Raw genomic sequence first — 16707 nt, forward strand, 5'->3', positions numbered from 1 at the left:
AGGTTCTCAGAGTTCGCCGAAGAGCAGGTTGCCCGGGGCGTCCTCGTCGGTGCTCGTGTAGTACTCACGGACGGCGGCGAGGAGCTCGTCCACGGTCAGGGTCCCGTCCCCGTCCGCGTCGATCCGCTGGAACAGCGCCTCGGTGTCGGCGGGGTTCAGCTTCGTGTCGAAGGCCTCCTGCGCCTTGTGGAACTCCTGCGGGCTGATGCGTCCGTCGCCGTCGGTGTCGACGATCGTGAGGAGCGCCTGCACCATCGGCCGGAACGAGCGGTCGTACGCGGGCCCGCCCTGCGCGTACAGCCGCGTCATGCCCAGCTTGTACTCCGCGGGCGTGACCTTGCCGTCGCGGTCCATGTCCAGCTCGGTGAACAGGTCCTGCCAGAAGTCGGCCAGCCCGCCCATCACCTGGGTCGCCTTGGGCGAGGTGGCCGGCTCCGCGAGGGCGGACAGCAGCCGGGATCCGAGCGCGATGATGTCGTCGGCGTCGACCACCCCGCTCCCGTCGGCGTCGAGGTGCGTGAAGGCGCGCTCCAGCTTGCGGTCGAGCAGGTCGTTCGTCATGTCGATGCCTTTCACGGCTACGGCGCGGGCTGCTGATCACCTAGCGTAATCTCCCCCATGATCGTGAACTCCCGTTCTCCCGCCAGAAGTTGCAGATGCACTCTTACGAGGTAGGGGTGGCCGGCACGGAGGAGCCCGGCGAGCCCCGTGCGCCGGGTCCTTGCTCACCGCAACCTTCCGGGAGGCCCGGGCGTCGTACGTGCGTGCGCACACCGTGCGTACGACCGATCGGGGGACAGGGTGTTGCAGGGGTGGAGGAGGCGCGGCCGACGGGCGGTGTCCGTGGGGGTCTTCACGGCGGCGCTGTGGCTCTGCGTGGGCGGCCTGTTCACGCCCCCGCCGGCGCAGGCGGCGACCGGCGGCTGCGGGGGCCGGCTGGCCAGGACGGTCGCCTTCGAGACGGGCGAGCTGCGCGTCTACAAGAGCCGCACCCGGGCCTGCGCCGTGACCGTGGCCCGAATCCCCGGCGCGCGGCGCCAGATGGCGGTGAGCATCCAGCCGCGCGGTGGCGCCCCGGTCCGCGACGCCGGACGTTTCACCCGGTATGCCGGGCCTGTCACCGTCGGTGCGATCGGCCGCTGCGTGTATGTAAAGGGGGGCGTGGGGGCCGGATCAGCCGACTCCGGCTGGATCCTGTGCTGAGGGACGGGCCCAACTAGGTCTGTTCAGCGGCGCATTGGCCCCGCTAGGTTCACGGCGACCGAAGTGAACTCAAGGGGAGGGCGAATGCGCAAGACGCTCGGATGGCTGCTGTCGCTCGTGGTGCTCATCGGCACCATGGGTGCGGCCGGCTCCACGGCGCAAGCGGCCACAGCCGCGGAGCCGACAGCCGCCACGGACATCAAGGACCAGATCCTCGGCATTCCCGGGATGAGCCTGATCGAGGAGAAGCCGTACCCCGGCTACCGCTTCTTCGTACTGAACTACGAGCAGCCGGTCGACCACCGGCAGCCGTGGAAGGGCACCTTCAAGCAGCGCCTGACCCTGCTGCACAAGGACGTCTCGCGGCCGTCGGTGTTCTTCACCTCCGGCTACAACGTCAACACCAACCCGCGCCGCAGCGAGCCGACGACCATCATCGACGGCAACCAGGTCTCCATGGAGTATCGATTCTTCACGCCCTCCCGGCCCGACCCGGCCAACTGGGCCCACCTGGACATCTGGCAGGCCGCCAGTGACCAGCACCGCATCTTCACCGCCCTGAAGAAGATCTACCCCAAGAACTGGCTGTCCACGGGCGGCAGCAAGGGCGGGATGACGGCCACGTACTACGAGCGGTTCTACCCGCGCGACATGGACGGCGTCGTCGCGTACGTCGCCCCCAACGACGTCGTCAACAACGAGGACTCGGCCTACGACCGGTTCTTCGCCAAGGTCGGCACCAAGGAGTGCCGCGACAAGCTGAACGCGGTGCAGCGCGAGGCGCTCGTCCGCCGCGAGCCGCTGGAGGCCAAGTACGCGGCGGCCGCGGCCGAGAACGGCTGGACCTTCACCACCGTCGGCAACCTCGACAAGGCCTACGAGGCCGTCGTGCTCGACTACGTGTGGGCCTTCTGGCAGTACAGCCTGCTCGCCGACTGCGCCTCCGTCCCCATGGCCGCCACCGCCTCCGACCAGGAGATCTGGGACACGATCGACGCGATCTCCGGCTTCTCGGCCTACGCCGACCAGGGCCTGCAGACGTACACCCCGTACTACTACCAGGCGGGTACCCAGCTCGGCTCCCCGGACATCAAGCAGCCGCACCTGGACGGCCTGAGCCGCTACGGCTACCAGCCCCCGCGCAATTTCGTGCCCCGCGACATCCCCATGACCTTCCAGCCGGCGGCCATGCGGGACGTGGACACCTGGGTCCGCAACAACGCCCACCAGATGCTCTTCGTGTACGGGCAGAACGACCCGTGGGGCGCCGAGCCGTTCCGCCTCGGGTACGGGGTGCGCGACAGCCACGTGATGACCGCCCCGGGCGCCAACCACGGGGCGAACGTCGCCAAGCTCCTGGACGGCGAGAGGGCCCTCGCGACCGCGAAGATCCTCCAGTGGGCCGGGGTGGCTCCGGCCGCCAACCTGTTCGGCACGGCGCGGACGACGCCGCTGGCGGCGCCGGACGCGCAGCTCGACCAGCAGGACCTGGAGCGCGAGGCCCAGCTGCGGCCGTAGCCGGTCCGTACGCCCCGGCCGCGGGCTGACACCTCTAGGAGGTCAGCCCGTGGCCCAGCGGGTAGCGGCCCGGGACCGGGACCGGGAGGCGGCCGGCGGGCCGCACCGCCCCGGTGAGCACCCGGGCCGCCGCCCGCATCTCCACGTCCGTCCAGGAGTACGTCGCCAGCTCGGCCGCGCAGGCCGGCAGCCGGGCCGGGTCGTACGGGTTGCGGACCGCCACCAGGATCACCGGGACGTCGGACGCGATCAGGTCCGCCACCAGCGTGCGCTGCGGACCGTCCTCCTCCGGCACGTTGTACGTGCACACCAGCACTGCCGCGTGACCGGCCGCCGCGGCGACCGCGCGGGCCGGGGGCACCGCCGTGGCCCGGCAGCCCAGGGCGGTCAGCTCCCGGGCCAGTACGGCGGTCGGGGGACCGGTGGTACCCGTGGGGGAGGCCTGGTCCGTGCCGGTGACCAGCAGCCGGGGCCCGGCCGTCGCGTCGATCGGCACCAGCCCGCGGGGATTGGCCAGCAGGGTCGTGGTGGCCGCCGCGATCTGGTCGGCGGCGTCGAGGTGCTCGCGGATGCCGACCGTGGCGTCGACCTCCGCGGCTGTGGTGTACGCCTCGTCGAACAGCCCCCGGCGGGACTTCAGTTCCAGGATCCGCAGCACCGACTCCTCGATCCGCTCCCGCGTCAGCTCGCCCGCCTCGACGGCCGCCAGCACACTGCGGTGCGCGAGCCGCAGGTCCGGCGGGTTCAGCAGCTGGTCGCAGCCCGCCCGCAGGGCCAGGACGGGGACGCGGTCGTCCCCGTACTTCTGGCGGACCCCGGCCATGTCGAGGGCGTCGGTCACCACCACCCCCTGGTAACCGAGGCGTTCGCGCAGCAGGCCGGTGACGATCGGCCGGGAGAGGGTCGCCGGGTCCCCCGAGGGGTCGAGCGCGGGGAAGACGATGTGCGCCGTCATGATCGCGTCCACACCCGCCTCCACCGCGGCCCGGAAGGGCGGCTCGTCCCACTCCTCCCAGGCGGCGCGGGTGTGCCGCATCACCGGCAGGCCGACATGGCTGTCGGTCTCCGTGTCCCCGTGGCCGGGGAAGTGCTTGGCGGTGGCGGCCACCCCGGCGCTCTGGTAGCCGCGGACCTGCGCGGCGACCAGCGTCGCCACGGCGTGCGGGTCCGAGCCGAAGGACCGTACGCCGATCACCGGATTGGCCGGATTGACGTTGACGTCGGCCACCGGCGCGTAGTCCTGCCGGATGCCCATGGCGGCCAGCTCGGAGCCCGCGATGCGCGCGGCCCGCCGGGCGTCGGCGGTGGAACCGGCCGCACCGAGCGCCATCGCCCCCGGGAACAGGGTCGCGGGCCGGCCGATCCGGGCGACGGCGCCGTGCTCCTGGTCGGTGGAGAGCAGCAGCGGGATCCGGGCGCCGGTGGTGAGGGCGGCCTGCTGGAGGCCGACCGAGAGCGCTGCGATCTGGTGCGGGGTACGGGTGTTGTGGGCCCAGGAGAAGTAGACGACCCCGCCGAGGTGGTAGCGGGAGACCAGCTCGGCGGCGGTGCGCACGCCGAACAGCGCCAGGTTCTTCTCGGCGTCCGCCGGGTCGGGTTCGGTCGCGGAATGCCCGTACGCCCGCGAGACGAAGAGCTGCCCGACCTTCTCGGCGAGGCTCATCCCGTCCACGAGGCGGCGCAGCCGCGCCCGGTCGGGACGGCGGCCCGGCCCCTCGGCGGAGCGCGGGTCGTCGGGGGTGTGGCGGGTTCCCACCGCGGCGGTCGCGGCCCCCGCGGCCGTGACGGCGACCAGGGCGGCCGCGGCGAGCAAGGACCGGCGGGAGGCTTGGTACGGCACGCGCCGGACCCTACCGGCTGCCGTCCGGTCCGGACCGGTCGTTGCGGGGCGTGTTGGGCAAGTACCACCGGTTGCGGCGATATCGCGTGCGAAGGCCTGCCGGCGGAAGGCTCCGGCACACCCGTCCCCGTAGGCACCGGCCGGGGTTCGGGGTCCTAACCGGCCGCCCAGTGCTCCTGGAGGGTCCGCACGGCCTCGGTGATGGCGGGGCGGCGCGCGGCCCCGGTCCGCCACAGGGCGTACAACCGGCGTACGGGGCCCGGCTCCAGGGGAACGGCCACCGCCCCGGACGGCAGGTCGCCGGTGCCCAGCCGGGGGACGACGGCCACCCCGAGCCCGGCAGCGACCAGGGCGACGATGGTGTGGTTCTCCTCCGCGACGTGTGCGATGTCCGGCTCGAAACCGGCGGTGCGCAGGGTCCGCATCAGCCAGTCGTGGCAGACCCGCCCGGGCGGCTGGCACACCCAGCGCTGGCCGCCGAGGTCGGAGCGCCGGATGACCTCACGCGTGGTGAACGCGTGCCCGGAGGGCACCACCAGGTCGCAGAGGTCGTCCCCGATCACCGCCTGCTCGATCCCCTCGGGCGCGGGGAGCGGGGCGATGTCCCAGTCGTGGGCCACCGCCAGATCGGTGACGCCGCGGGCCACCAGGTCCACCGACAGGTGCGGGTCCACCTCCGTGAGGCGTACGTCCAGCGCCGGATGCCGGCGGGCCAGATCGGCCAGCACCCCCGGCAGCAGCCCGCGCGCCGCCGAGGCGAACGCGGCCACCGTCAGCAGTCCGCTCGGCTGCCCGCGGCGCTCCTCCAGGGTGGTCTCGGCGCGCTCCACGATCGCCATCAACTCCTGGGCCGTATCGGCCAGATGCCGGGCCTCCTCGGTGAGGGCGACCCCGCGCCCGCGGCGCTCCAGCAGCGTGGTGCGGGTCTCCCGCTCCAGCTTGGAGATCTGCTGCGAGACCGCGGAGGGGGTGTAGCCGAGGGCGGCCGCCGCGCCGGCGACCGACCCGTGGACGGAGACGGCGTGCAGGGCGCGCAGCCGGGCGAGATCGAGCATGCCTCCATCGTGGCATCACCCACACGCGTAAGCAACGCTTCATCCGTCCCGGAAGAGATCCGCGCTGGTGCTACACGATGGGAGCGCCGATGCTCGGACCATGCGTCCCCTGCACACCACACTCGCCGTGCTCGTCGCCGCCGTCTGGGGCTTCAACTTCGTCGTCATCGAGATCGGACTCGACCACTTTCCGCCGCTGCTCCTGTCCGCCCTGCGCTTCCTCGTCGCCGCCCTGCCCGCCGTGTTCTTCGTCGGGCCCCCCAAGGTCTCCTGGAAGTGGATCCTCGGCGTCGGAGCCGCCCTCGGCATCGCCAAGTTCGGGCTGCTCTTCACCGGCATGGACGCCGGCATGCCCGCTGGGCTGTCCTCCCTCGTCCTGCAGGTCCAGGCCGTCTTCACCGCCGTCCTCGCCGCGGTCGTCCTGCGCGAGCGGCCGGGCCGGGTGCGCCTGCTCGGCATGGCCGTGGCGCTCGCCGGGATCGCGGTCGCCGCCGCCGACGGGGGGACCTCCGGGCCGGTGCTCGGCTTCACCCTGGTCGTGGCGGCCGCCGCCTGCTGGGGCGTCTCCAACGTCCTGACCCGCAAGGCCGCTCCGCCCGACGCCCTGAACTTCATGGTCTGGGTGTGCACCGTCCCGGTGCTGCCGCTGCTCGCGCTCTCGCTGCTGCTGGAGGGCCCCGAGCGGGACCTGGCCGCGCTGCGGGCCCTGGACTGGTCCGGGGCGGCCGTCATCGGCTACGTCGCCTGGGTGTCCACCGTCTTCGGCTTCGGCGCCTGGGGCTACCTGCTGCGCCGCTACCCGGCCTCCTCGGTGGCGCCGTTCTCGCTGCTCGTCCCGGTCTTCGGGATGTCCTCGGCGGCCCTGGTCCTCGGGGAGTCCGTCTCGGGACCGCGCTGGCTGGCGGCCGTCCTGCTCGTCGGCGGCGTGGCGCTGACCTCGCTGGCCCCCTCGCGGGCCGCGCTCAGCGCGGCCGGTCCTCCTGGAGCGGGAGCCGCCAGTCCTGCCCCGTCAGGCTCACTCCGTACGAGCGGTGCGGCCGCTCCGCGATCAGGGTGAACCCGGCCCGCAGGTAGAGCTCGCGGGCCTCCGTCAGCACGTCGTTGGTCCACAGCACCAGTTCGCGGTAGCCGACGGAGCGGGCGAAGGCGACGACCGTGTCGACCAACAGGGTGCCGACGCCGCGGCCGCGCCCCTCCGGCTCGACCAGGAGCAGCCGCAGCCGGGCGGTGCCGGGCGCGCCGTCCTCCCGTACGCACATCACCGAGCCGACGGGGCGGCCGTCCAGCTCGGCGACCCACACCCGTTCGAGGTACGGGTCGTGGTCCAGGGCGAAGTCCGCGACGATCCGGGCCACCAGCCCCTCGAACTCCGCGTTCCAGCCGTACTCGGCGGCGTACAGCGCGCCGTGGCGCTGCACGATCCACCCCAGGTCCCCGGGCTCCGGGTCCCGCAGCCGCACGCTTTCAGCCATGGGCCAACTCTAGGGGCGGCTGTGGGGCCGCGGGCCCTCGAACGGGCTACTGAAACGCTCCGTCTGTGCCGATTCGCCGGTACCTCTGGTAGGCGTTGGGTAACGGAAACGTAAATCTCCCCTTCCGGATGCAACCCTCCGGGCCCATGGCGGGTCGTATGGTGCGTCGGCACTTCCGGGGAGGGATCTGGGGGGATCGGGAAGTCCGACACGGGAGGGGTAACCGTGAGGGGGTCCGGCCGCGAGGCGGGACCCCCTTCGCGCTGTCCCGCACTCGTCCACAGGCCTGACGCGCTGTCGGCGCCGACCGGTAGCTTCGGGTCATGGCAACGGACGGGGCGGCACGGGTCGTGCAACTGGCGGTGGTCGAGGGAGTGCTCGAGCGCATCACCTACGCCAACGAGGAGAGCGGTTACACGGTCGCCCGCGTCGACACCGGACGGGGCGGCGGTGACCTCCTCACCGTGGTCGGCTCGCTGCTGGGCGCGCAGCCCGGCGAATCGCTGCGCATGGAGGGCCGCTGGGGCTCCCACCCGCAGTACGGCAAGCAGTTCACCGTGGAGAACTACCGGACCGTGCTCCCGGCGACCATCCAGGGCATCCGCCGCTACCTCGGCTCCGGCCTGATCAAGGGCATCGGCCCGAGGATCGCCGAGCGGATCGTGGACCACTTCGGCACCGACACCCTGGACGTCATCGAGGACGAGCCCGAGCGGCTGATCGAGGTGCCCGGCCTCGGCCCCAAGCGGACGAAGCTGATCGGCGCCGCCTGGGAGGAGCAGAAGGCCATCAAGGAGGTCATGGTCTTCCTCCAGGGAGTGGGCGTCTCCACCTCCATCGCCGTGCGCATCTACAAGAAGTACGCCGACGCCTCCATCTCCGTGGTCAAGAACCAGCCCTACCGGCTCGCCGCCGACGTGTGGGGCATCGGCTTCCTCACCGCCGACCGCATCGCCCAGGCCGTCGGCATCCCGCACGACAGCCCCGAGCGGGTCAAGGCCGGACTCCAGTACGCCCTGTCCCAGTCCACCGACCAGGGGCACTGCTTCCTGCCGGAGGACCGGCTCATCGCCGACGGGGTCAAGCTGCTCCAGGTGGACACCGGGCTGGTGATCGACTGCCTGGCCGAGCTCGCCGCCGACCCGGAAGGGGTCGTACGGGAGTCCGTGCCGGATCCGCAGGGCGGGCCGGACCCGCTGACCGCCGTGTACCTGGTGCCCTTCCACCGGGCCGAGCTGTCGCTGGTGGGGCAGGTGCGCCGGCTCCTGCACGCCGAGGACGACCGGATGCCGGGCTTCCAGGACGTGGACTGGGACAGGGCCCTGGGCTGGCTCGCCGGGCGGACGGGGGCCACGCTCGCCCCCGAGCAGCGGGACGCGGTCAAGCTGGCGCTGACCCGCCGGGTCGCCGTCCTCACGGGCGGCCCGGGCTGCGGGAAGTCCTTCACCGTACGCTCGATCGTCGAGCTGGCCCGGGCCAAGAAGGCCAAGGTGGTGCTGGCCGCGCCCACCGGCAGGGCGGCGAAGCGGCTGGCCGAGCTCACCGGGGCCGAGGCCTCTACGGTGCACCGGCTGCTGGAGCTCAAACCGGGCGGCGACGCGGCGTACGACCGGGAGCGGCCGCTGGACGCGGACCTGGTCGTGGTCGACGAGGCCTCGATGCTGGACCTGCTGCTGGCCAACAAGCTGGTCAAGGCCGTGGCGCCGGGGGCGCACCTGCTGCTGGTCGGCGATGTGGACCAGCTGCCCTCGGTCGGCGCCGGTGAGGTGCTGCGGGACCTGCTGGCCGAGGGCGGCCCGGTGCCGGCGGTCCGCCTCACCCGGATCTTCCGCCAGGCCCAGCAGTCCGGCGTGGTCACCAACGCCCACCGGATCAACACCGGGTTGCCGCCGATCACGGACGGGCTGCCGGACTTCTTCCTCTTTCCCGAGGAGGACACCGAGGCGGCCGGGGTGCTCGCCGTGGACGTGGCGGCCCGGAGGATTCCCGCCAGGTTCGGGCTCGACCCGCGGCGGGACGTCCAGGTGCTCGCGCCCATGCACCGCGGTCCGGCCGGCGCGGGGAACCTCAACGGGCTGCTCCAGCAGGCCATGACGCCGGCCCGGCCGGACCTGCCGGAGAAGCGGTTCGGCGGCCGGGTCTTCCGGGTCGGCGACAAGGTGACCCAGATCCGGAACAACTACGACAAGGGCGCGAACGGCGTCTTCAACGGCACGGTCGGCGTGGTCACCGGCCTCGACCTGGACGAACAGCGCCTGACGGTACGGACGGAGGAGGACGAGGAGATCGGCTACGAGTTCGCGGAGCTCGACGAGCTGGCCCACGCGTACGCCGTCACCATTCACCGCTCCCAGGGGAGTGAATATCCGGCGGTGGTGATCCCGGTCACCACCGGCGCTTGGATGATGCTCCAGCGCAACTTGCTCTACACGGCGGTGACCAGGGCGAAGAAACTGGTCGTCCTCGTCGGGTCCCGCAAGGCCCTCGGGCAGGCGGTGCGTACCGTTTCCGCAGGCAGGAGGTACACGGCGGTCGCTCCCAGACTGTCCGGCCGGATACCGGTGGGAAACATCACCTAGATGATCGATCATTTGGGGTTCCGGCAACCGGCACGGAGGGGCAGGATGAGCAGGTTGGCGGCACTCAGTGCCGTCAGAAGCACCAAAGGCCGACCCCGAGTGCACTCTCCTGCGCCAAATGGGGGAAGGTAGAGGCAGTCAGGGCACCTCGAAGAAGAGGCACTACGTCGGTGAGGGATGACGTGAGCGACAACTCTGTAGTACTCCGGTACGCGGACGGTGAATACACCTACCCAGTGGTCGAGAGCACCGTCGGTGACCAGGGCTTCGACATCTCGAAGCTGCGGGCCCAGACCGGGCTCGTCACCTTGGACAGCGGCTACGGCAACACCGCGGCCTACAAGTCCGCGATTACCTACCTCGACGGTGAGCAGGGCATCCTGCGCTACCGCGGCTACCCGATCGAGCAGCTGGCCGAGCGTTCGACCTTCATCGAGGTCGCGTACCTGCTGATCAACGGTGAGCTGCCGACCGTCGACCAGCTCGCGTCGTTCCGCAACGAGATCACCCAGCACACGCTGCTGCACGAGGACGTGAAGCGCTTCTACGACGGCTTCCCGCGTGACGCGCACCCGATGGCGATGCTGTCCTCCGTGGTCAGCGCGCTGTCGACGTTCTACCAGGACAGCCACAACCCGTTCGACGAGAAGCAGCGCCACCTCTCGACGATCCGGCTGCTGGCCAAGCTCCCGACGATCGCCGCGTACGCGTACAAGAAGTCGGTCGGCCACCCGGTGGTCTACCCGCGCAACGACCTCGGCTACGTCGAGAACTTCCTGCGCATGACCTTCTCCGTGCCGGCCCAGGAGTACGACCTCGACCCGGTCGTGGTCTCGGCGCTCGACAAGCTGCTGATCCTGCACGCGGACCACGAGCAGAACTGCTCCACCTCCACCGTGCGTCTGGTCGGCTCCTCGCAGGCGAACATGTTCGCCTCGATCTCCGCCGGCATCTCGGCCCTGTGGGGTCCGCTGCACGGTGGCGCCAACCAGTCGGTCCTGGAGATGCTCGAGGGCATCAAGAACGACGGCGGCGACGTCGACGCCTTCATCCGCAAGGTGAAGAACAAGGAAGACGGCGTCCGCCTGATGGGCTTCGGGCACCGCGTCTACAAGAGCTTCGACCCCCGGGCGAAGATCATCAAGGCGGCGGCGCACGACGTCCTCTCGGCGCTCGGCAAGAGCGACGAGCTGCTCGACATCGCGCTCAAGCTGGAAGAGCACGCGCTGGCCGACGAGTACTTCGTCGAGCGCAACCTCTACCCGAACGTGGACTTCTACACCGGCCTGATCTACCGGGCCATGGGCTTCCCGACCGAGATGTTCACCGTGCTCTTCGCGCTCGGCCGGCTCCCCGGCTGGATCGCCCAGTGGCACGAGATGATCAAGGAGCCGGGATCCCGCATCGGCCGCCCGCGCCAGATCTACACGGGCGAGGTCCTGCGCGACTTCGTGCCCGTCGAGGCCCGCTGACCCGAGGCTCTCCGCCGCGCGGCGTGCGGCCGCGCGGCGTGCGGCAGCACCGCGGGTAACCCCAGGCATACGAGAAGCGCCCCGCCGTCGATCCCCCCACGGGTCGACGGTCGGGGCGCTTCCCTTTTCCCCGAAACGGATTCCCCCCACGGGACCCGAGTCGGGGCGTCGTTGTGCCGGGACCCGTTCAGGTCGGGAGGGCCGCTCAAAGCCTCCCGCGGCCACGTGTCCCGGCCGGCGGATGCCGCGGAAAACCCCCAAGGTTTCCGTGGAACGTCCCCCAAGACGTTCCTGGCATCGCCCCATTAGACCCGTGACGACCCCGGATGGTTACGTTGTGGTCACTGTGATCTGCGTCTCCTGTGAAGGAACTGTGGGCAGGATGCGAAGGCGAACCACTACCGGAAGGACCGCAACCGCAGGCTGTTGGTCACCACGAAGACCGAGGAGAAGGCCATGGCGGCTCCCGCGATCATCGGGTTGAGCAGACCGGCGGCCGCCAGCGGCAGGGCCGCCACGTTGTAGCCGAAGGCCCAGAACAGGTTGCCCTTGATGGTGGACAGGGTCCGGCGGGAGAGCCGGATCGCGTCCGCCGCCACCCGCAGGTCGCCCCGTACGAGCGTCAGGTCCCCCGCCTCGATGGCCGCGTCGGTGCCGGTGCCCATGGCCAGCCCCAGGTCGGCCTGGGCCAGCGCGGCCGCGTCGTTGACCCCGTCGCCGACCATGGCGACCGTACGGCCCTGCGCCTGCAGGCGGCGTACGACGTCCACCTTGTCCTGCGGGAGCACCTCGGCGATCACCTCGTCGATGCCCACCTGGCGGGCCACCGTCTCGGCGACGGCCTGGTTGTCGCCGGTCAGCAGGACCGGGGCGAGGCCCAGCTCCCGCAGCCGCAGGACCGCCTCGGCGCTGGTCTCCTTGACCGCGTCGGCCACGGTCAGGACCCCGCGCGCCTCGCCGTCCCAGGCCACCAGGACGGCGGTGCCGCCCGCGGCCTCGGCGGCCGCCTTGGCCTCGGCCAGACCGGCCGGCAGGGTGATCGCCCACTCGGCCAGCAGTCGCTCGCGGCCCACCAGGACCGCGTGTCCGTCGACCACGCCCTGGACCCCGAGCCCGGCGAGGTTCTCGAAGCCCTGTGGCACCGGCAGCGGGCCCGCGGCCTCGGCGGCGCCCGTGGCGATGGCCCGGGCGATCGGGTGCTCGGAGGCGTGCTCCAGGGACCCCGCGAGCCGCAGCAGCTGCTTCTCGTCCACGCCCTCGGCGGGGTGCACGGCGGCCAGGCTCATCCGGCCGGTGGTGACGGTGCCGGTCTTGTCCAGGACGACGGTGTCCACGCGGCGGGTGGATTCCAGCACCTCGGGACCCTTGATCAGGATGCCGAGCTGTGCGCCGCGCCCGGTGCCGACCATCAGCGCGGTCGGCGTGGCGAGGCCCAGGGCGCACGGGCAGGCGATGATCAGGACGGCGACGGCGGCCGTGAAGGCGGCGGCGGGGTCGTCGGTGATCAGCAGCCAGCTCACCCAGGTGCCGAGGGCGAGCACCAGCACGACGGGCACGAAGATCCCGGAGATCCGGTCGGCGAGGCGCTGCACCTCGGCCTTGCCGTTCTGCGCGTCCTCCACCAGCCGGGCCATCCGGGCGAGCTGGGTGTCGGCGCCGACCCGGGTGGCCTCGACGACCAGGCGCCCGGAGGCGTTGACGGTGGCGCCGGTGACCGAGTCGCCGACGCCGACCTCGACCGGTACGGACTCGCCGGTCAGCATGGAGGCGTCCACGGCGGAGCTGCCCTCGACGACCGTGCCGTCCGTGGCGATCTTCTCGCCGGGCCGGACGACGAACCGGTCGCCGACCGCGAGGGCGCTCACCGGGATGCGGACCTCCTTGCCCGCGCGCAGCACGACGACGTCCTTGGCACCCAGTTCCATGAGGGCCTTGAGGGCCGCGCCCGCCTTCCGCTTGGAGCGGGCCTCCAGGTAGCGGCCGAGCAGGATGAAGGAGACGACGCCCGCCGCGACCTCCAGGTAGATGGCGGAGGAGCCGTCCGTGCGGGCGACTGCGAGGTCGAAGCCGTGCCGCATGCCCGGCATCCCCGCGTGGCCGAAGAACAGGGCCCACAGCGACCAGACGAAGGCGGCCAGCGTGCCGACCGAGACCAGGGTGTCCATGGTGGCGGCGCCGTGCCGGGCGTTGGTCCAGGCCGCCTTGTGGAAGGGAAGGCCGCCCCAGACGACCACGGGGGCGGCGAGGGTCAGCGAGAGCCACTGCCAGTTGTCGAACTGCAGGGCGGGGACCATCGCGAGCAGCACGACGGGCAGCGCGAGCACGGCGGAGACCAGCAGCCGCTGCCGCAGCGCGGCCAGCACCGGATCGGGGGCCTCGGCCGGCGCCTCTTCCGCGGCGGCCGGGGTGAGCGGGGCGGGCGGGGCGGGCGGCGGGGGCTCCTCGGCGGTGTAGCCGGTCTTGACGACGGTCGCGATCAGGTCCGCGACCCGGATGTCACCGCTGTAGGAGACGTGCGCCTTCTCGGTGGCGTAGTTCACCGTGGCCTCGACGCCGTCCATCCGGTTGAGCTTCTTCTCGATGCGGGCCGCGCAGGAGGCGCAGGTCATCCCGCCGATCGAGAGTTCGACCGCCGTTATCGGTCCGTCGTGCACTGTGCTGGTCATTCCGGCTCCAGGGGGAGGGCCGAGCCGTACGGAACCAGTATGAGCTGGCCGGTACGGCCCGGCGGGGTACCGCGGGGTGCCGCGGGGTGCTTCCGAAGGTGGGAGGTGCCGTTTTCAGACCCGTCCGGCGAACTCGTAGCCGGCCTCGTCCACGGCGGCGCGGACGTCCTCGTCCGCCAGCGGGGCGGTGGAGACCACGGTGACCTCGCCGGTCGCGGCGACGGCCTTGACCGTGCTGACGCCCGGGAGGGCGGAGATCTCGTTGGCCACCGCGCCCTCGCAGTGTCCGCAGGTCATGCCGGTCACCCGGTAGACGGTGGTGGTCTGGGTGTCCGTCTCGGCGGTCATGTCGTTCTCCTCTTCAGGGGTGTGTCCGGGCACCGGGAGGGGCGGCGGATGACTCCACCGTCCTCCCGACACTTCGAGACTATACCCCTGGGGGGTATAAAGCGAGTACCGGCCGCACTCTTTCGCGCGCTCCCTCCCCTCCACGCGTCAGTCCTCGCGGCGGCCCCGGTTCCCGGGCCGTCGCGCCACCCATGCGCGCACGGTCTCGGCGTACCAGTAGGGCTTGCCGCCCTCCACATGGTCGGGAGGCGGGAGGAGCCCGTGTTTCCGGTAGGAGCGCACGGTGTCCGCCTGGACCCGGATATGGGCAGCGATCTCCTTGTACGACCACAGCTGTCGGTCGCTCATGTGGGACACCTCCTTGTCCACGCCGCGGGGCCGGCCGGGAGGCCGTCGGGGGATCCGGCGCGTGGGCATGACGATCACTCGGGTTGTGCCCGGGGAACGACGCGAGGCGAGGGCAGGGGAGGGGCTGTCGACCGGCTGTGACGGAAAACCCGCGTCATGCGGATATACGTGACACAAGGGCGACCCCTGTGACAGATGCGGCACAGGGGTACAGGGGCATCAGGCGTATCAGGTGTGTCCGCGGTATCAGCGGTGTCAGCGGTACAGGGGCGGCCGGTCCGCCAGTTCCACGAGGGTCCGTACGCCGCTTCGCGCGGCCGCGAGGCCCGCCTCCGAGACGGCGGCCGCCGCGTAGCCGTCCCACGCGTCGGGCCCCGCCACCCGGCCGCGCACGGCCGCGGCGACCCAGCGCCGCAACTGCCGGTCGTAGGCATCGGCGAAGCGCACCGTGAAGTCCTGGACGATCTCACCGCCCCACCGGCCCGCCGACTGCACCACCATCGCGTGGCCGTCGCCGATCCGGGCGCTGCCCGACTCGCCGACCGCCTCGCACTGCACCTGGTAACCGAAACCGCAGTTGACGAAGATCTCCACGTCGACGACGGCCCCGCCGGAGGTCTCCAGCAGCACCAGCCGGGGATCGCTCAGCCCCTCCGGGGCGGCCGCGGAGGGGCTGGGGGAGAGCACGGTGACCGCGGTGATCTCCTGCCCCAGCAACCACCGGGCCGCGTCCACCTCGTGCACCACGGAGTCACTGATCAGCATGTCGCTGGTGAAGAAGGACGGCGAGGCGGCGTTGCGGTGCCGGCAGTGCAGGAAGAGCGGGCGCCCGATCCCGCCCGCGTCCAGCAGCTCCTTCAGCTGCTCGTACTCGGCGTCGTACCGGCGCATGAATCCCACCTGCACCAACCGCCGCCCCAGCCGCTGTTCGGCCTCCATCACGCGCAGCGCCCCCGCCGGGTCCGGGGTCAGCGGCTTCTCGCACAGCACCGGCAGCTCCCGCTCCAGGGCGTGCAGGATCGCCTCCTCGTGGGCGGGCCCGGGGGAGGCGATCAGCACGGCCTGGACCCCGGGCGCGGCTATCGCGGCCGCCGGGTCGGTGTGTGCGCTCGCCCCGTCCAGGGCGCCCGCCACCTCCTTGACCCGGTCGCCGTCCGGATCGGCCACGGCCACCACCCGGGCCCCGCCGACGGTCCGCCCGATCCGGCGCACGTGGTCGGCGCCCATCTTTCCCGTGCCGATGACGGCGATGCCGAGCGTGCTCATGTCGTGATTCCTTTCCGGAGGGTCAGCGGGCGCCGCAGGAGCGCAGGTAGGCGCGGGTGCGGCGGGCGATCGGCAGCGGCCGGTCGGGCGGACAGGGGTACATGTCCTGCTCCACGATGGCGAAGAGGTCCACGCCGAGCCGCTGGGCCGCCGCCAGTACGGGTTCCAGCGCGGGCACCCCCGACGGCGGTTCGCACATCACCCCGCGGCCCACGGCCGGCCCGAAGGGCAGCTCCCGCGCGACGACTTCGGCGAGGATCCGCGGGTCCACCTGCTTGAGGTGGAGGTAGCCGATCCGCTCGGCGAAGGTCTCGACGGCCTGGACGCTGTCGCCGCCGCAGTACGCGTAGTGCCCGGTGTCAAGGCAGAGGGAGACGAGCCCAGGATCGGTGGCGTCCAGGAAGCGGGCCACGTTCTGCGGGGTGTCGATGTGGGTGTCGGCGTGCGGGTGGACGACGATCCGCAGCCCGTACCGGTCCTGGACCTCCCGGCCGAGGCGCTCGGTCTGCGAGGCCAGTTCACGCCACTGGGCCGGGGTGAGGGTGCGGTCCTCCAGCACCTCGCCGGTCCTGTCGTCCCGCCAGAAGGAGGGGATCACGACGAGATGGGCCGCGCCCATCGCCTGGGTGAGCGCCGCGATCCGCGACACGTGCTCCCAGGTGTCCTCCCATACGGCGGGCCCGTGATGGAGTCCGGTGAAGACGGTTCCGGCCGAAACCCGCAGCCCGCGCTTGGCCGTTTCCTCGGCGAGCCGCACGGGATCGGTGGGCAGGTAGCCGTAGGGGCCGAGCTCGATCCACTCGTACCCGGCGTCGGCCACCTCGTCGAGGAACCGCTCCCAGGGGGTCTGCCGGGGGTCGTCGGGAAACCAGACACCCCAGGAGTCCGGAGCCGAACCGACGCGGATACGGGTCAACGCGGGCGGGGAGGACGTCATAGC

The 16707-nt window shown here is 71.9% G+C and carries 13 protein-coding genes and 1 pseudogene; 5 read left to right on the top strand and 9 right to left on the bottom strand.

All coding sequences use genetic code 11. From position 1 onward, the window contains the following. Positions 1-6: 6 nt before the first annotated feature. Positions 7-561, bottom strand: coding sequence for an EF-hand domain-containing protein (locus ACZ4TV_RS17890; RefSeq protein WP_468135612.1), 555 nt, complete (start codon positions 559-561; stop codon positions 7-9). A gap of 282 nt (positions 562-843) precedes the next feature. Between ACZ4TV_RS17890 and ACZ4TV_RS17895 the strand changes: the two genes are divergently transcribed. Together ACZ4TV_RS17895 and ACZ4TV_RS17900 are read left to right on the top strand one after the other, a co-directional pair. Then, the gene (locus ACZ4TV_RS17895) at positions 844-1203 is read left to right on the top strand and encodes a hypothetical protein (protein WP_468135613.1); all 360 of its coding nucleotides are present in this window, start codon (positions 844-846) and stop codon (positions 1201-1203) included. Positions 1204-1287: 84 nt separating this feature from the next. Then, positions 1288-2721, top strand: a complete 1434-nt coding sequence (locus ACZ4TV_RS17900; protein ID WP_468135614.1) for an aminopeptidase — start codon at positions 1288-1290, stop codon at positions 2719-2721. 34 nt (positions 2722-2755) lie between these two features. On the opposite strand, the gene ACZ4TV_RS17905 is transcribed toward ACZ4TV_RS17900, so the two are convergent. Together ACZ4TV_RS17905 and ACZ4TV_RS17910 are read right to left on the bottom strand one after the other, a co-directional pair. Continuing rightward, positions 2756-4561: a glycoside hydrolase family 3 protein gene (locus ACZ4TV_RS17905; protein ID WP_468135615.1), complete on the bottom strand. Its 1806-nt coding sequence runs from the start codon at positions 4559-4561 to the stop codon at positions 2756-2758. Between the two features lie 155 nt (positions 4562-4716). Then, the gene (locus ACZ4TV_RS17910; protein ID WP_468135616.1) at positions 4717-5616 is read right to left on the bottom strand and encodes a LysR substrate-binding domain-containing protein; all 900 of its coding nucleotides are present in this window, start codon (positions 5614-5616) and stop codon (positions 4717-4719) included. Positions 5617-5716: 100 nt separating this feature from the next. Here ACZ4TV_RS17910 and ACZ4TV_RS17915 point away from each other — a divergent pair, with 100 nt between their 5' ends. Then, complete coding sequence (locus ACZ4TV_RS17915; protein WP_468135617.1) at positions 5717-6673, top strand: EamA family transporter; 957 nt, start codon at positions 5717-5719, stop codon at positions 6671-6673. Here the strand turns inward: ACZ4TV_RS17915 and ACZ4TV_RS17920 are convergent. After that, positions 6579-7091 (bottom strand): annotated as a pseudogene (locus ACZ4TV_RS17920) (GNAT family N-acetyltransferase); the annotation flags it as partial. The gene ACZ4TV_RS17915 and the pseudogene ACZ4TV_RS17920 overlap by 95 nt on opposite strands. A gap of 320 nt (positions 7092-7411) precedes the next feature. Between ACZ4TV_RS17920 and recD2 the strand changes: the two are divergent. Continuing rightward, on the top strand, positions 7412-9667 hold the full coding sequence (recD2, locus tag ACZ4TV_RS17925; RefSeq protein WP_468135618.1) for an SF1B family DNA helicase RecD2: 2256 nt from the start codon (positions 7412-7414) through the stop codon (positions 9665-9667). 182 nt (positions 9668-9849) lie between these two features. Continuing rightward, positions 9850-11139, top strand: coding sequence for a citrate synthase (locus ACZ4TV_RS17930; RefSeq protein ID WP_048479416.1), 1290 nt, complete (start codon positions 9850-9852; stop codon positions 11137-11139). 398 nt (positions 11140-11537) lie between these two features. On the opposite strand, the gene ACZ4TV_RS17935 is transcribed toward ACZ4TV_RS17930, so the two are convergent. The 5 genes from ACZ4TV_RS17935 to ACZ4TV_RS17955 form a co-directional block, all read right to left on the bottom strand. Beyond that, positions 11538-13805, bottom strand: coding sequence for a heavy metal translocating P-type ATPase (locus tag ACZ4TV_RS17935; protein ID WP_468135619.1), 2268 nt, complete (start codon positions 13803-13805; stop codon positions 11538-11540). Positions 13806-13919: 114 nt separating this feature from the next. Next, on the bottom strand, positions 13920-14153 hold the full coding sequence (locus tag ACZ4TV_RS17940) for a heavy-metal-associated domain-containing protein (protein WP_468135620.1): 234 nt from the start codon (positions 14151-14153) through the stop codon (positions 13920-13922). A 147-nt stretch (positions 14154-14300) separates the two neighbouring features. Then, positions 14301-14501 carry a helix-turn-helix transcriptional regulator gene (locus ACZ4TV_RS17945; protein WP_468135621.1) on the bottom strand — a complete coding sequence of 67 codons (201 nt, stop codon included), beginning with the start codon at positions 14499-14501 and terminating at the stop codon, positions 14301-14303. A gap of 255 nt (positions 14502-14756) precedes the next feature. Beyond that, the gene (locus tag ACZ4TV_RS17950; RefSeq protein ID WP_468135622.1) at positions 14757-15767 is read right to left on the bottom strand and encodes a Gfo/Idh/MocA family protein; all 1011 of its coding nucleotides are present in this window, start codon (positions 15765-15767) and stop codon (positions 14757-14759) included. Positions 15768-15789: 22 nt separating this feature from the next. Continuing rightward, a complete protein-coding gene (locus ACZ4TV_RS17955; protein WP_468135623.1) occupies positions 15790-16704 on the bottom strand; it encodes a sugar phosphate isomerase/epimerase family protein in 915 nt (304 codons plus the stop codon). Positions 16705-16707 lie beyond the last annotated feature (3 nt).

The organism is Streptomyces sp. NPDC028910 (genome assembly GCF_055564955.1).

What these genes read in the sequence shown, in the direction of transcription:
- ACZ4TV_RS17900 (WP_468135614.1), top strand. Translation starts at nt 1,288, where the DNA reads ATGCGCAAGACGCTCGGATGGCTGCTGTCGCTCGTGGTGCTCATCGGC.
- ACZ4TV_RS17910 (WP_468135616.1), bottom strand. Translation starts at nt 5,616, where the DNA reads ATGCTCGATCTCGCCCGGCTGCGCGCCCTGCACGCCGTCTCCGTCCAC.
- ACZ4TV_RS17915 (WP_468135617.1), top strand. Translation starts at nt 5,717, where the DNA reads ATGCGTCCCCTGCACACCACACTCGCCGTGCTCGTCGCCGCCGTCTGG.
- ACZ4TV_RS17890 (WP_468135612.1), bottom strand. Translation starts at nt 561, where the DNA reads ATGACGAACGACCTGCTCGACCGCAAGCTGGAGCGCGCCTTCACGCAC.
- ACZ4TV_RS17950 (WP_468135622.1), bottom strand. Translation starts at nt 15,767, where the DNA reads ATGAGCACGCTCGGCATCGCCGTCATCGGCACGGGAAAGATGGGCGCC.
- ACZ4TV_RS17945 (WP_468135621.1), bottom strand. Translation starts at nt 14,501, where the DNA reads ATGAGCGACCGACAGCTGTGGTCGTACAAGGAGATCGCTGCCCATATC.
- ACZ4TV_RS17940 (WP_468135620.1), bottom strand. Translation starts at nt 14,153, where the DNA reads ATGACCGCCGAGACGGACACCCAGACCACCACCGTCTACCGGGTGACC.
- ACZ4TV_RS17955 (WP_468135623.1), bottom strand. Translation starts at nt 16,704, where the DNA reads ATGACGTCCTCCCCGCCCGCGTTGACCCGTATCCGCGTCGGTTCGGCT.
- recD2 (WP_468135618.1), top strand. Translation starts at nt 7,412, where the DNA reads ATGGCAACGGACGGGGCGGCACGGGTCGTGCAACTGGCGGTGGTCGAG.
- ACZ4TV_RS17935 (WP_468135619.1), bottom strand. Translation starts at nt 13,805, where the DNA reads ATGACCAGCACAGTGCACGACGGACCGATAACGGCGGTCGAACTCTCG.